This window comes from Cellulomonas sp. P4_B5_2 (assembly GCF_056402235.1).
On record NZ_JBFUHU010000062.1, the window covers coordinates 1 to 13,436 of the forward strand.

Annotated in this window: 15 protein-coding genes; 8 read left to right on the top strand and 7 right to left on the bottom strand. The window is 72.3% G+C overall.

Annotated elements, in window-relative coordinates; all coding sequences use genetic code 11:
- Window positions 1-106, bottom strand: a 106-nt coding sequence (locus AC1DUQ_RS06375; protein ID WP_477073519.1) for an acylphosphatase, incomplete at its 3' end; no start/stop codon positions are given.
- 63 nt (window positions 107-169) lie between these two features.
- On the opposite strand from AC1DUQ_RS06375, the gene AC1DUQ_RS06380 reads away from it, so the two are divergent.
- Window positions 170-889, top strand: coding sequence for a Clp protease N-terminal domain-containing protein (locus tag AC1DUQ_RS06380; RefSeq protein WP_477060723.1), 720 nt, complete (start codon window positions 170-172; stop codon window positions 887-889).
- Window positions 890-934: 45 nt separating this feature from the next.
- Window positions 935-2,239, top strand: a complete 1,305-nt coding sequence (locus tag AC1DUQ_RS06385) for an NYN domain-containing protein (RefSeq protein ID WP_477060722.1) — start codon at window positions 935-937, stop codon at window positions 2,237-2,239.
- A gap of 1 nt (window position 2,240) precedes the next feature.
- On the opposite strand, the gene AC1DUQ_RS06390 is transcribed toward AC1DUQ_RS06385, so the two are convergent.
- On the bottom strand, window positions 2,241-2,975 hold the full coding sequence (locus AC1DUQ_RS06390) for a GntR family transcriptional regulator (protein WP_477060721.1): 735 nt from the start codon (window positions 2,973-2,975) through the stop codon (window positions 2,241-2,243).
- A 113-nt stretch (window positions 2,976-3,088) separates the two neighbouring features.
- Between AC1DUQ_RS06390 and AC1DUQ_RS06395 the strand changes: the two genes are divergently transcribed.
- From AC1DUQ_RS06395 to AC1DUQ_RS06415, 5 genes are all read left to right on the top strand, one after another.
- A complete protein-coding gene (locus AC1DUQ_RS06395; RefSeq protein ID WP_477060720.1) occupies window positions 3,089-3,949 on the top strand; it encodes a class II fructose-bisphosphate aldolase in 861 nt (286 codons plus the stop codon).
- Window positions 3,946-4,722 carry an HAD-IA family hydrolase gene (locus AC1DUQ_RS06400; protein ID WP_477060719.1) on the top strand — a complete coding sequence of 259 codons (777 nt, stop codon included), beginning with the start codon at window positions 3,946-3,948 and terminating at the stop codon, window positions 4,720-4,722. The genes AC1DUQ_RS06395 and AC1DUQ_RS06400 overlap by 4 nt, the downstream gene beginning before the upstream one ends.
- A gap of 12 nt (window positions 4,723-4,734) precedes the next feature.
- Window positions 4,735-5,355 (top strand): dihydroxyacetone kinase subunit DhaL, encoded by a 621-nt coding sequence (gene dhaL, locus AC1DUQ_RS06405; protein WP_477060718.1) that lies wholly within the window; start codon window positions 4,735-4,737, stop codon window positions 5,353-5,355.
- 73 nt (window positions 5,356-5,428) lie between these two features.
- On the top strand, window positions 5,429-6,424 hold the full coding sequence (dhaK, locus tag AC1DUQ_RS06410) for a dihydroxyacetone kinase subunit DhaK (RefSeq protein WP_477060717.1): 996 nt from the start codon (window positions 5,429-5,431) through the stop codon (window positions 6,422-6,424).
- A gap of 160 nt (window positions 6,425-6,584) precedes the next feature.
- Entirely contained in the window at window positions 6,585-7,874 is a 1,290-nt protein-coding gene (locus tag AC1DUQ_RS06415; RefSeq protein ID WP_477060716.1) for a glycoside hydrolase family 6 protein, read from the top strand.
- A 33-nt stretch (window positions 7,875-7,907) separates the two neighbouring features.
- On the opposite strand, the gene AC1DUQ_RS06420 is transcribed toward AC1DUQ_RS06415, so the two are convergent.
- The 5 genes from AC1DUQ_RS06420 to AC1DUQ_RS06440 all read right to left on the bottom strand — a co-directional run bounded on the left by AC1DUQ_RS06420 (window position 7,908) and on the right by AC1DUQ_RS06440 (window position 13,104).
- Window positions 7,908-9,470, bottom strand: a complete 1,563-nt coding sequence (locus AC1DUQ_RS06420) for a SpoIIE family protein phosphatase (RefSeq protein WP_477060715.1) — start codon at window positions 9,468-9,470, stop codon at window positions 7,908-7,910.
- Complete coding sequence (locus AC1DUQ_RS06425) at window positions 9,451-10,263, bottom strand: alpha/beta fold hydrolase (RefSeq protein ID WP_477060714.1); 813 nt, start codon at window positions 10,261-10,263, stop codon at window positions 9,451-9,453. The genes AC1DUQ_RS06420 and AC1DUQ_RS06425 overlap by 20 nt, the downstream gene beginning before the upstream one ends.
- A 9-nt stretch (window positions 10,264-10,272) precedes the next feature.
- A complete protein-coding gene (locus AC1DUQ_RS06430) occupies window positions 10,273-11,685 on the bottom strand; it encodes a flotillin family protein (RefSeq protein WP_477060713.1) in 1,413 nt (470 codons plus the stop codon).
- Between the two features lie 9 nt (window positions 11,686-11,694).
- Window positions 11,695-12,216, bottom strand: coding sequence for a hypothetical protein (locus AC1DUQ_RS06435; RefSeq protein ID WP_477060712.1), 522 nt, complete (start codon window positions 12,214-12,216; stop codon window positions 11,695-11,697).
- 105 nt (window positions 12,217-12,321) lie between these two features.
- Window positions 12,322-13,104, bottom strand: a complete 783-nt coding sequence (locus tag AC1DUQ_RS06440; RefSeq protein ID WP_477060711.1) for a glycoside hydrolase family 16 protein — start codon at window positions 13,102-13,104, stop codon at window positions 12,322-12,324.
- Window positions 13,105-13,148: 44 nt separating this feature from the next.
- On the opposite strand from AC1DUQ_RS06440, the gene AC1DUQ_RS06445 reads away from it, so the two are divergent.
- A partial coding sequence (locus tag AC1DUQ_RS06445) for a DUF998 domain-containing protein (protein ID WP_477073518.1) occupies window positions 13,149-13,436 on the top strand: 288 nt, incomplete at its 3' end.

Here is a 13,436-nt window from a genome sequence, read left to right on the forward strand (position 1 = left end):
TGCGCGTCCAGCCGCGCACGCCGAGCCGACGGGCCTCGTGGGACAGGGACCAGCGATAGCCGACGCCCTGCACGAACCCGTGGACGACGACGTGGCGGCGGATCACCGTTCCAGTGTGCCCGTCAACCCACGGTTGACGATCGACGATCCGTCAACCTAGGGTTGACGCATGACGACAACCCGCGTCCAGAACCCCGTCCGGCTCGACGACCTCATCGACGCCATCACCACCTCCCAGCCCACCGTGCTCCACCAGCTGTCGACCGCGGTGCTCACCGCGCAGGCGCTCGGCGACGTCGCCGACCACCTCATCGGCCACTTCGTCGACCAGGCGCGGCGGTCCGGCGCGTCGTGGACGGAGATCGGAGCCAACATGGGGGTGACCAAGCAGGCCGCGCAGAAGCGGTTCGTCGCCAAGGACCCCGGGGCCCCCGACACGAGCCAGGGCTTCGGGCGCTACACCGAGGCCGCCCGCAACGTCGTCGTGGCCGCGCAGAACGAGGCGCACACGGCCGGCAACACCGAGATCACGACGGCCCACCTCGCCCTCGGCCTGCTCGCGGCCCCCGACGACGTCGCCGCCCAGGCCGTCGCGGCGCAGGTCACCTCGCTGGACGACGCCCGCCGGACGCTCACAGCCGGCCTGGCGCCCTCGGTCGCCCCCGTCCCCGACCTCGTGCCCTTCGACGCCGGTGCCAAGAAGGCGCTGGAGCTGACGTTCCGCGAGGCCGTGCGGCTGGACGACGAGCACGTCGACACCGGCCACGTGCTGCTCGCGCTCCTGGAGGCCGACGACGGCACCGGTCCCGTGGCGACGCTGGGGCTCGACAAGGCCGTCGTGGAGGCGTTCGTCGTCGCCGCGCGGGACGAGGCCGACACCGCGGAGTGAGGTGCGCGGTACGCATCCGTCCCCCAGAGCAGGGAAGATGCTCGGGTGACCTCCCCGAGCGTGACCCCTGCCGACCGGACGGATGCGGGCCGCCGCTTTCGCACCGCCATGTTCGTCGACTTCGACAACGTCTACATCGGGCTGCAGCGCCTGGACCCCGTGGCCGCGGAGGCGTTCGCCACCAACCCGGCCCACTGGCTCAGCGAGCTGGAGACCGGCACCGACTCCGAGGGCGAGTTCAGCCGCCGCTTCCTGATCCGCGCCTGCTACCTGAACCCGTCGCGGTTCTCGCAGTTCCGGCCCAACTTCACGCGCGCCGGCTTCCAGGTGGTCGACTGCCCGTCGCTGACCCAGCAGGGCAAGAGCAGCGCCGACATCAACCTCGTCCTCGACGCCGTCGACGCCCTGGCCGCGTCCACGCAGTACGAGGAGTTCGTCATCGTGTCGGCCGACGCCGACTTCACTCCCCTGGCGCTGCGCTGCCGCGCCGCGGACCGCCGGGTCACCATCATCACCGCCAGCCCGGCCGCGGCGGCCTACCGGTCGGTGGCCGACACCGTCATCACGGCCGACGACCTCGCGGAGCTGGTGACCCACACGGCGTCGACGCTGGACGTCGAGACCGTGGTCGAGGAGGTCGCGGCCGCCGTCGAGGCACCCGCGGAGGCTCCCGCGAAGGCGCCGACCAAGAAGACCGCCGCCGCCACGCCTCCCCCGAGCTCGGCCGCGCGCAAGGCCGTGCTCCAGCGCGTGCAGGCCGCGGACCGCCCGGTGCCGCTGGGCACCATCGCGCAGCTGGCGCAGAAGACCGAGCCGACCCTGCCCGAGACCCGGTGGGGCGGCGCCGGTGGCTTCCTGCCCTGGCTGGCCCGCAACGTCCCGGAGGTCGGTGTCTCGTCGCGACCGCCCGGGTTCGTCTGGGACGCCAACCGCTTCGGCGAGGCCGACCTGCCCGGCGCCGTCGCGGACACGTCGTCGAGCGCGCTCCAGCGCCAGGTCGTCGCGGTTACCGACACCCCCGGGCTCAGTGCCTCGAACTACCGGGTGCTCCTCACCGCGCTGGCCGCCGACCTCAAGGCCCACCCGTTCGACCGCGCCGAGACGTCCCGGCGCGTGCGCGACGCGTGCCGGAAGGCGGGCGCGCAGGTGGGCCGCTCCACCGTGAACTTCGTCATCGGCGGCATCATCTTCGCCGGCCTCGAGCTGAAGCCGACCACCAAGGCGTCCGACCTGGCGCTGGCGTGGGCGGACAACGTGGTCGGCCTGTGCCGCGGCGCCCGGATGCAGCTGAGCCCCAGCGACGCGGCCGCCATCGGCGCCTGGGTGGGCGGCGGGCTGCTGGAGAGCTGACTCAGCGGTCGTAGTCGAACCGCAGCCGCATCCGGTCCCCGCGGAACACGATCGACGAGTACTCGAACGGACGCGCGAGCGCGTCGGAGATCACGTCCTGCAGCTGCAGGGCGGGGTCTCCGCGGCGCATGCCCAGGTGCTTGGCGTCGGCGGTGCTCACCGCGACGGCCTCGAGCTCCTCGTGCACCCGCTTCATGGGCAGCCCGTAGTGCTCCTCGAGCACGACGCAGAGCTGGTTGGCCACGACGTCGTGCTGGTCGAGCGCGGGCGCCAGCCGGGCCGGGACGTAGGAGTGGTGGAGGCTGATCGGCTCACCCTGGACGGACCGGACCCGGACGATCACGTATGTCTCGTCGCCCTCGCCGAGCGCCAGCCGTTCGCGCACACCGGACGACGGCGTCTCGAGCGCCAGGGACACCAGCCGCGTGGACGTCTCGTAGCCGAGGCCCTCCAGCTGCTCGCGCACGCCGCGGTAGGCCGGTGAGACCGCGCTGATCTTCGGCGTGGCCACGTAGGTGCCCTTGCCCGGCACGCGGACCAGCAGGCCGTCGCCGACGAGCTTGGTCAGCACGCCACGCACGGTCATGCGGCTGAGGCCGTAGATGCGGTTGAGCTCGTTCTCCGACGGGATCCGCTGGCCGGGCACCCACTCGCCGCTGGTGATCCGGGCGTGCAGGATCTGCTCGAGCTGCGCGTAGAGCGGCACGGCCGACTCCCGCGCCAGGACCTCCGTCATGAGGCCAAGACTTCCATGCTCTGGTCTGCCATGAGTAGACCTGTCTAGACTGCGGACAGATCGGGACGATGCGGTCCTGGTCACGCAGGGTCGCTCCCCGGGGAGGGCTGAGCATGATCTCGTCGACGCTGACGATGACGCGTGCCGCGCGCGAGCAGGGGTACGCGGTGCCGGCGGTGAACATCCTCGACGACCTGAGCCTGCGCGCCGTGATCGCCGCCGCGGTGGCCGCGAGCTCGCCGATGATCATCCAGATCTCCGTCAAGACGGTCCGCTCGATCGGCACCGACCTGATCACCACGATGTTCCGGCACGCCGCGGCGGACGTCCCCGTGCCCGTCGCCCTGCACCTCGACCATTGCCCCGACCGTGCGGTCATCTCCGACGTGGTCCGCGCCGGGTGGTCGTCGGTGCTGTTCGATGCCTCCGACCGGGACCTGGAGACCGCCGAGAAGGAGACCGCCGAGGTGGTCGCGGAGGCCCACGCGGCGGGCGTCGACGTCGAGTCGGAGATCGAGAACATCATCGGCGTGGAGGACGGCGTCGGCTCCGACGTCAGCCTGCACTCCTACGACGTCGCCACGCTCGCCGCGGTCGCCGAGCGCACCGGCGTCGACCTGCTGGCTCCCCAGCTGGGCACCGCGCACGGCGAGTACAAGGCGCAGCCGGTCCTGCTGCCCGGACGCGTCCGCGAGCTGGCCGCCCTCACCGACCGCTCGATCGTGCTGCACGGCGGCACCGGGCTGTCGGCCGAGGACTTCGCGACGTTCATCGCCGCCGGGGTCTCCAAGATCAACATCTCGACCGGCGTCAAGGTCGCCTACATGCGGTCCGCCGAGAAGCACCTGGCCGAGGCGCGCGCGCGCGACAAGTGGGACCCGCCGTCGATGTTCCGGGACATCTCGCAGGCCGTGCAGGCCGCGATCGCCGTGCACATCGAGGAGTTCGGCGCGGCCGGGAAGGCGTCGTCGTGAGCCCCGCGCTGGTGTTCGACTGCGACGGCGTGCTGGCCGACACCGAGCGGGACGGGCACCTGCCGGCGTTCAACCGGACGTTCGAGGAGGCCGGCCTCCCGATCCACTGGAGCGAGGAGGAGTACGGGCACCTGCTCGCGATCGGCGGGGGCAAGGAGCGGCTGGCGACCGTGTTCACGCCGGCGTTCGTCGAGACCGCGCACCTGCCCACCGACCCCGACGAGCAGCGGGACCTGGTCGCCCGCTGGCACAAGGCGAAGACGGCGCACTACACGGAGATGGTCGCGGCCGGGGTGATGCCCGGGCGACCCGGCATCGCGCGCATCGTGGCGGAGGTGTCCGCGGCGGGCTGGCGGCTCGCAGTCGCGTCCACGTCGGCGGAGGCGTCGGTCCGGGCGGTGCTGGAGCACGCGGTCGGCGCGGACCAGGCGAGCCGGTTCGCCGTGTTCGCCGGCGACGTGGTGCCCGCCAAGAAGCCCGCGCCCGACATCTACCTGCTGGCCCTGCGCGAGCTCGGCGTCGGTCCCGAGGAGGTGATCGTCGTCGAGGACAGCGCCAACGGCCTGCGCGCCGCGCTCGGTGCCGGCCTGCGCACCGTCGTCACCGTCAGCAGCTACACCGCCGACGAGGACTTCACCGGCGCGTCGCTCGTCGTCAGCTCGCTCGGCGACCTCCCCGACCAGCCGGCCACCGTGCTGGCCAACCCTCACCACCTCGTCGTCGACGGCGAGGTCACCCTGCCCCACCTCGACCAGCTCCTCACCACTCCCTGAGAGGTCCCGCCCGTGTCCGATGCCCGCGTCGAGTCCGTCGTCCGCACCATCACGCAGACCTGCATCGAGAACGAGAAGTACTTCGGGGAGCTCGACTCCGTCGTCGGCGACGGGGACTTCGGCTTCTCGCTCGCGCGCGGCTTCGAGAACGTGCTGGCCCAGTGGGACGACTTCGACCGCACCGACACCGGCACGTTCCTGCAGAAGGTGGCCGTCGTGATGAGCGGGCGGATCGGCGGGACGTCCGGGCCGATCTGGGGCACCGCGTTCCTGCGGGCGGCGGGGCAGGTCAAGGGCAAGCAGGAGATCACCGGCGACGACGTCGTCGCGATGCTGCGCGCCGCGATCGAGGGGATCAAGGCGCGCGGCGGCGCAGACCTGGGCGAGAAGACCCTGCTCGACGCCCTGGCGCCGATGACCGACACCATCGAGCGCGAGCTCGGGGCCGGCACCGCGCCCGCGGACATCGCGAAGGCCGCGGCCGTCACCGCGCGCGAGGCCGCCGAGGCGACCCGGCCGATGCAGGCCCGACGCGGCCGCGCGTCGTACACCGGCGAGCGCAGCATCGGCTCGCTCGACCCGGGTGCGGTCGCGGTCGCCGTGCTGGCCGAGCGCGTCGCCGACACCTGGTGACACCCCCACGTCCGCGCTCCGGGGGCGGCGCGGCGACAGGTCTGGACAACACGACGATGTGGAGGAACGACTGATGAAGAAGTTCGTCAACGACCCGAAGAACTTCGTCCCCGAGATGCTCAAGGGCATCGCGCTGGCCAACCCCGACACCCTGCGCTACGTGCCCGAGTACAACCTGATCATGCGGGCGGACGCCCCCCGCCACGACAAGGTGTCGATCATCCAGGGGTCCGGGTCGGGGCACGAGCCCGCGCACGTCATGGTGGTCGGAAGGGGCATGCTCGACGGCGCGTGTCCCGGTGACGTGTTCGCGGCGCCGCCCATGGAGTACGTGCTGGAGACCGCCAAGCTGCTGGCCTCGGACAAGGGCGTCCTGCTGCTGGTCAACAACTACACCGGCGACAAGATGGCGTTCGAGATGGCCGCCGAGCTGGCCGAGGCCGAGGGGCTGAACGTCAGGACGCTGTTCATCAACGACGACGTCGCGGTCAAGGACTCGACGTGGACGGTGGGCCGACGAGGCGTCGCGGGGAACTTCTTCGTCATGAAGGCCGTCGGCGCCGCCTCCGAGAACGGTGCGTCGCTGGAGGAGCTGGTGCGGATCGGCGAAAAGGTCAACTCCGTCACGCGGACCATGGGCATCGCCCTGACCCCGTGCACGCCGCCTGCCAAGGGCTCCCCCCTGTTCGAGCTGGCCGACGACGAGATGGAGGTCGGTGTCGGCATCCACGGCGAGCCCGGCCGCCGACGCGCCAAGCTGGTGAGCGCCGACGAGATCGTCGACGAGCTGCTGGGCGCGGTCGTCCCGGACCTGCCGTACTCCTCGGGCGACACGGTCGCGCTCATGATCAACGGCCTCGGCGGCACCCCGATCAGCGAGCTGTACCTGCTGTACGGGCTGGCGCACGAGAAGCTGGCTGCGCAGGGCATCACCGTGGGCCGCAGCTACGTGGGCGAGTACTGCACGTCGCTCGACATGGCAGGTGCGTCGCTCACGCTGGTCAAGCTCGACGACGAGATCACGGACCTGCTGATGGCACCCGCGGAGATCGCGAACCGCGTGTTCTGAGCACCGACGGCCACGCGCGGCGACACCCGCATCTCGTCGCGCGTGGTCCTTTCCTTACCGGTACACCTTGTGCGCGGCCGTCCGAATTGTCATGCTCTCAGGGACGGCCAACACGCCCGTTGCACGCGAACGGTCATCCGACAACGACGTAGGAGACTCCGTGTCCAGATCCCTGTCCCGCACGCGCTCGATGCTGCTCGCTGCCGCCAGTGTGGTAGCGCTCTCACTGGCCGTTGCCGCGCCCGCCGCGGCCCACGACGGCCGCGGTCACCACCATCCGGCCCCCGCCACCCGGCTGTTCACGCCCCCGCCGAACGACGGTGCGGTCGCGCAGATCAAGCAGCTGGTGAAGGCCCGCCAGTGGTCGGACGCGGCGGCGATCACGAAGATGGTCGCCACCCCGCAGGCCGTGTGGTTCACCTCCGGGACGCCCGCCGAGGTGACGAAGTCGGTCAAGAAGACGATGAAGCAGGCGCGGATCACCCGCTCGACGCCCGTGCTGGTCGCCTACGACCTGCCGTTCCGCGACTGTGCGCAGTACTCCGCCGGCGGCGCGCTCGACACCGAGGCGTACCTGGCGTGGATCGACGGCTTCGCCGCCGGTATCGGGGACGGCAAGGCGATCGTCCTGCTGGAGCCCGACGGCCTCGGGATCATCCCCTGGTACACCTCGATCAACGGGGCCCAGGAGTGGTGCCAGCCCGCGGACCTCGACCCCGCGACGGCGGCGGCCGACCGGTTCGCGCAGCTGAACGGCGCCGTCGACCGGTTGGCCGCGCTGCCGAACGTGTCCCTCTACCTCGACGGGACGCACAGCGGCTGGCTCGGTACCGGGGACATCGCCGACCGGCTGCACAAGGCCGGGGTCGAGAAGACCGACGGGTTCTTCCTCAACGTGTCCAACTACGAGACCACCGAGCGTCAGGCGAAGTTCGCGTCCTGGATCTCGCAGTGCCTCTGGTACGGCACCAACACCGCCGAGGGCGGCTGGCGCGTCGGCCACTTCGACTACTGCGCCAGCCAGTACTACCCGGCGAACCCGGCCGACTTCAGCACCTGGGGGCTGACCGACCAGTGGTACCTGGACAACGTCACCAACGCGGCCAACCCGCCCAGCGGGCCGGACGTCCTCGCGCACGCCGTGATCGACACCAGCCGCAACGGCCAGGGCCCGTGGACCGCTCCCCCGGGCAGCCCCGCCGGCGACCCGCAGGTCTGGTGCAACCCGCCGGAGCGCGGCCTCGGCCTGAAGCCGACGCTCAGCACCGGTGACCCGTACGTGGACGCCTACCTCTGGGTGAAGATCCCGGGCGAGTCCGACGGCGAGTGCACGCGGTGGGCACCCGAGGGCGGCATCGACCCCGTGCGCGGCTACGCCGACCCGGCCGCCGGCCAGTGGTTCCCGCAGATGGCCCTGGAGCTCGTGCACAACGCCAACCCGGCGAGCTGACCTGCTCCCGGACCGGTCCTGGGTCCCTGCCGCTCAGGGCCGGTCCGGGGGTGACCACGAAACGACGAGCACGCACACGTCGTCGCGCTCGTCCCCCGCGTGCGTGAGGAGTCCCGTGACCAGCGCGCTCACCGAGCTCTCCCGCAGCGCGGCGCCCGCAGCCGCGAGGTCCTCGAGCCCGCCGAGCAACGGCCGGCCCCGGCGCTCGACCAGACCGTCGGTGTAGAGCATCAGCAGGTCCTCCGGATCGAGGTCGACCTCGGCCTCCGTCCGGACGGAGCGGACACCCAGCGGCGTCGACCGGCCCTCCCACAGGAACTCCGGCGCGCCGTGCGCAGGGAACCTCAGCGGTGGCAGGTGGCCCGCGCACGCGTACCGGACACGACCCGTGGTCAGGTCGATCTCCGCGTAGGCCAAGGTGGCCATGAACCCGACACCGGCCCGGGCGACGAACCTGTCGAGCCGGCGCACCAGCTCCGCGGGACCGACGCCGGGGCCGGCGACCGCGCGGACCGCGCTGCGCAGCTGGCCCATCGCCGTGGCGGCGTGCAGCCCGCGGCCGACGACGTCACCCACCGCCACGGCGAGCACGTCGTCGTCGAGCAGGAACGCGTCGTACCAGTCACCGCCGACCTCGAGGGCCTGCACGCCGGGCCGGTACTCGGTGACGACGGTGAACCGGTCGTCGGGCGGGAGGTTCGTGGTGAGCAGAGCGTGCTGCAGCTCGTGCGCGACCGACGCCTTCTGGTCGAACATCCGCGCGCGCTCCAGCGCCAATCCCGCCTGCTGACCCACCGCCGTGAGGACCCCCACGTCCAGCGGGTCGTCGCCCTCCCCCGCTCGCGGAGCCAGCACCAGGATGCCCAGCGGCGCACCCGGATCACCCAGCGCGACGACGACCACCCCTCCGGCATGCACCTCGACGGCCTCGACCGGCCTCGGGGGCGGCCCGGCTGCCACGTGCGGACCGGGCGCCCAGGGCTCGTCGGGCGGATCGGCGGCGTGCTGGCCCGCGGACCCCGAGGATGCCGTGCGCACCAGCCTGCCGTCCTCCGCCGCGATCCACACGGTCGCCGTCGAGGCCCCGAGCCCCGCCACCGCCGTCTGGACCAGTGCCCGGGCCACGCCGTCCGCGCCCACGCCCCGGGACAGCGCCGCTGTGGTGGCCTGCAGGGCGCGGAGCTGGTCCGTCGACCGCTCGGCGGCCGCCCGCGCGGCGAGCAGCTCGCGCTCGTACCGCGAGCGTTCCGTGGCCCTGGACAGGGCGACGTCGACGATCCGGCGGTCGCCGCCGAGCGTCCGCACCACCGCGGACAGGAGCACCGGGAGACGGCCGGCATCGCCGCGCAGCTCCACGGCGACCTCGTCGACCCGCCCCTGCATGTGCAGCAGCGGCGAGAGGTGCGTCTCCCAGTAGATCCGGCCGCCCACCGAGAGCAGCTCGCTCAGCCGCACGCCGGCGAGCACGTCCTGCGGCCCGCGACCGACCCACTCCAGCAGGACCAGGTTGGCGTCGACGATGACGCCGTCGCCGTCGAGCCGCAGCAGCGCGACGGGCGCGACGTCCCAGGCTTCGCTACGACCGGGCGGCGGCATGCGACAGGTAGGCGCTGATGGCGGCGATCACCTGGTCGGGCGCGCTGAGGTTGGGGCAGTGCCCGACGGCGTCGAGGAGCACGAGCTCGCTGGCCGCCAGGTGCTCGTGCACGAACTGGCCCACCTCGGGCGGCGCGATGACGTCCTCGCGGCACTGCAGGACCAGCGCCGGGGTGAGCACCCGGGCGAGGTCCGCGCGGTTGTCCGACAGGAACGTGGTCCGCGCGAACCGGCGCGCGATGGCCGGGTCGGTACGGCAGAACGAGTTGGTCAGCTCCTCGCCCAGCTCAGGGCGTCCGGGGTTGCCCATGATCACCGGCGCGATGAACGCCGACCATCCGAGGTAGTTGTCGTCCATCGTCTCGAGCAGCTCGTCGATCTCCGCCGCGCTGAACCCACCGCGGTAGCCCGCGTCGTCGATGTACCGCGGGCTCGGACCCACGAGCACCAGCCGGTCGAACAGGTCCGGCCGCTCGGCCGCCGCGAGCGCCCCGACCATCGAGCTCACCGAGTGACCCACGAAGACCACGGGCCCCAGGTCCAGCTCGTCCAGGAGCTGCACGACGTCCTGCGCATAGCCGTCGAGCGAGCCGTACCGCTGCGGGTCGTAGGCGGTCAGGTCCGACCCGCCGGCGCCCACGTGGTCGAACAGGACCACCCGGTGGCTCGCCTCGAACGCCGGCGCGACGAACCGCCACATGCTCTGGTCGCAGCCGAACCCGTGGGCGAACACCATCGGCGGCGCACCGGGGGTGCCCGAGAGCACGACGTTGTTCCTGGTGAGCACGGTCATGCCACGAGACTAGGCCGCGGAGGTCGCCGTGCCGTTCGTGGACGCGGCCGGGACCACCACGGTGGACGACGACTCCGTGAGCTGCGAGACGATCTGCGTCAGGTCCAGCCCGGTGGTCGACTTGATGAGCTCCTGCAGCTGCAGGAAGTTCCCCGCGACCGCCTTGGGCAGCGCGGACGCGCCGTCGGTGGACACGACGGTGAGGGTGTCGATGTTCCCCATCGGTGCCGCGAGCTGCTTGGCGATCTCCGGGAGCGTCTCCAGGAGCCGGTCGAACACGGCCGCCTGGTTGAACTCCTTGTAGGCCTCGGCCCGCTTCTGCAGCGCCTCGGCCTCCGCCTTGCCGCGGGCGAGGACCGCCGCGGCCTCGGCCGCACCCTCGAGCTCGGTGGCCTTGGCCTGCGCCGACCGGAGCGCGAGCTCGCCCGCACCGCGCAGCTCGTTCTCCGACTTGGCCGCCTCGGCCGCCTTGACCGCGGTCACGCGCTGCGCCTCGGCCTGCTGCTCGAGCCGGTAGCGCTCGGCGTCGGCGGGCCGACGCACGGTGGTGTCCAGCTGGCTCTCGGTCAGCGCGGCCTGCCTCTGGGCCACCAGCTCCTCCTGCGCGAGGATCTCCTGCTGCCGGGCGGCCGCCTCGAGCGGGCCCGCCGACGCCGACAACGCCTTCGCGCGGTCGGTCTCGGCGAGGATCTCGGCCTGTCGCAGGTCGAGCGAGCGCTGGTAGTTGGCCACCTGCGTCTCGGCGTCGATCCGCTTCTCCTCGGACAGCCGGCGTGCCTCGGCCTCCGCGATCTCGGCCTCTCGGCGGATCGCTGCGGCGGACGCGCGGCCCATGTCGAGGATGTACGTGCCGCCGCCGTGGTCCGTGACCTCCTGGATGGTGAACGCGTCGAGGCTCAGGCCCTGCGCGGTCAGCGAGCCGGTCACCGACTCGAGCACCTGCTGCGAGAACGACTCGCGGTCGCGGATGACCTGCTCCACCGTGAGGTTGCCGACGATGGCTCGCAGCGCACCGGAGAGCTGGTTCGTCGTGAAGCTGTCGATCTCCTCCTGCTGGCTGCCGAACCGCTGGGCGGCCGCGCGGATGGACACGTCCTCGTTGTGCACCTTGACGATCGCGACGCCGGAGACGTTGAGCGCGATGCCCTGCGAGGACGGCGCCCCGTTGACCTCGACGGTGATCCGGCGGGAGGACATGTCGAGCACCGAGAGCTGCTGGACGAACGGCAGGACGAACACCCCGCCGCCGGTCACCACCTTCTGCCCGGACAGGTCACCCGACGTCTTGCCCTTGCGGCCGGTCACGATGAACGCCTCGTTGGGCTTGGCGACGCGGTACCGCTTCGCGATCGCGATTCCGACGACGAGGACGACGAGGACGAGACCTGCCACGCCGAGGACGGGCAGCCAGCTGTCGGGCACGGAGAGCTCCTAGTTCGGTTCGTTCGATGAGACAGGGGTGGAGGTGACCTTGACGACGCCCGGTCCGAGGTTGGACACGACGGTGACGCCGGACCCGGTGGGCAGCGGACCGTCGGCGCGTGCGGCGAGCGCGGTGCTCTGGCCGGCGACGACGAGCGAGATCTGACCGAGCCCGTCGGACGGGATCGACGTGGTGACCGTGGCGGACTGGCCCACGTAGTCGCTGCTGGTGATCTGGTGCGCGGTCGGACCGTTCGTCAGGGCGCGCGTGGCGGCCCCCGCACCGACACCGACCACGGCGCCGGCGACGACACCGCCCAGCGACGCGACCAGCACGCTGACGTCCGTCGTCGCGAGGAGCAGGCCTCCCACGATGCCGAACGTGGCGAGGAACGACAGGACCGCCGTGGACGACAGGTACCCGCCGGTGAAGTCCAGCGCGTCGACCACGCCGTCGAGGAAGTCGCCGACGGTGACGGTGAGGACCAGCAGCAGGAGCGCGACCCCGGCGATCACCCAGAAGATCAGCATGCCGTGGAGTCCTCGGGGTCGGCGGAGAGATCAGCGCACCGGTTATACCGCGTGGCGGGGTCCCCGCGGGGGCGAATCGCAGGCGAACGGGTGACGAACGGCCGTTCAGGGGCGCACGTAGCCCCGCACCCGGTCGACGACGAGCTCGGGCACCGCACCGGCGTCGTCGCCGACGGACCTCTCGGGGAAGTCGAAGACGGCGAGCATCAGCTGCATCGGGTACGACGGAGGACGCGCGCACCGCCGGACCACCACACCGTCGACCAGGAACGTGGCCTCCTCCGGCGACCAGTCGACCGCGTAGGTGTGGTGCGCGGCGAGGTCGAGCGGGAGCCGGACCGCCGCGAAGTCCTCGACGACGGCCGGGTCCCGGAAGGGGTGCAGACCGGTGCCCACCGCGGCGGACCCCGGCTCGACGGCGTCCCCGAACATCTCCGCGACGCAGATCTCCGCCGACCGCTGCGGCTCGTCCTCCAGCCCCACCAGCCAGAACGCGACCATCGACCGCGGCGTCACCACCGCACGCGCCCGCAGCTCGACGTACCCGCCGGACGGGGTCCACCCCCAGAACGTCTCCTGCTCCTCGCGGACGCGCACCCCGTCGCGGTACGGCTGCTGGCCGCGCGTGCCGCCCACCGGCCCGGACCAGCTGCCGGACTGGATGCCCGACACGCGCATCGGGGGCGTGTGGTCGTCCGCGCACCAGAGGCCCCGGTCGGGCGGGATGCGCAGGTGCAGGCACGAGTCGCGCAGCTCGTAGGACGCCGCGGTGGCCGCGCGCGAGCTCCACGCCGGCAGGTAGTGCGGCAGCCACACGGCAGGATCGAGGTCGGGGCCGTCGAAGTCGTCCTCGAAGGCCAGCACCCATCCGTCGGGGTGGTCGGTCACGAACCCCAGTCTCCGACAGGACCCGAGCAGAAGGCAGCCCCTCCATGACCGTCCCCCGCTGGGCGCTCGCGTCCGCGATCACCGCACCCGTCGCCATGATCGGCGGCTGGACGCTCGCCGCGGCACGGCAGCCCTCGTTCGACCCGGTGCAGGAGACGATCAGTGCGCTCGCGGCCTCGACCGCGACCGACCCGTGGATCATGACGGCCGGCCTGGCGCTCACCGGCGTCGCGCACATGGTGACGGCTGCCGGGCTGCGGCCGGTCCCCCGGCGCGCCCGCGTGCTGCACGCGCTCGGCGGAGCGGCCACGCTCGCCGTGGCGCTCCTGCCG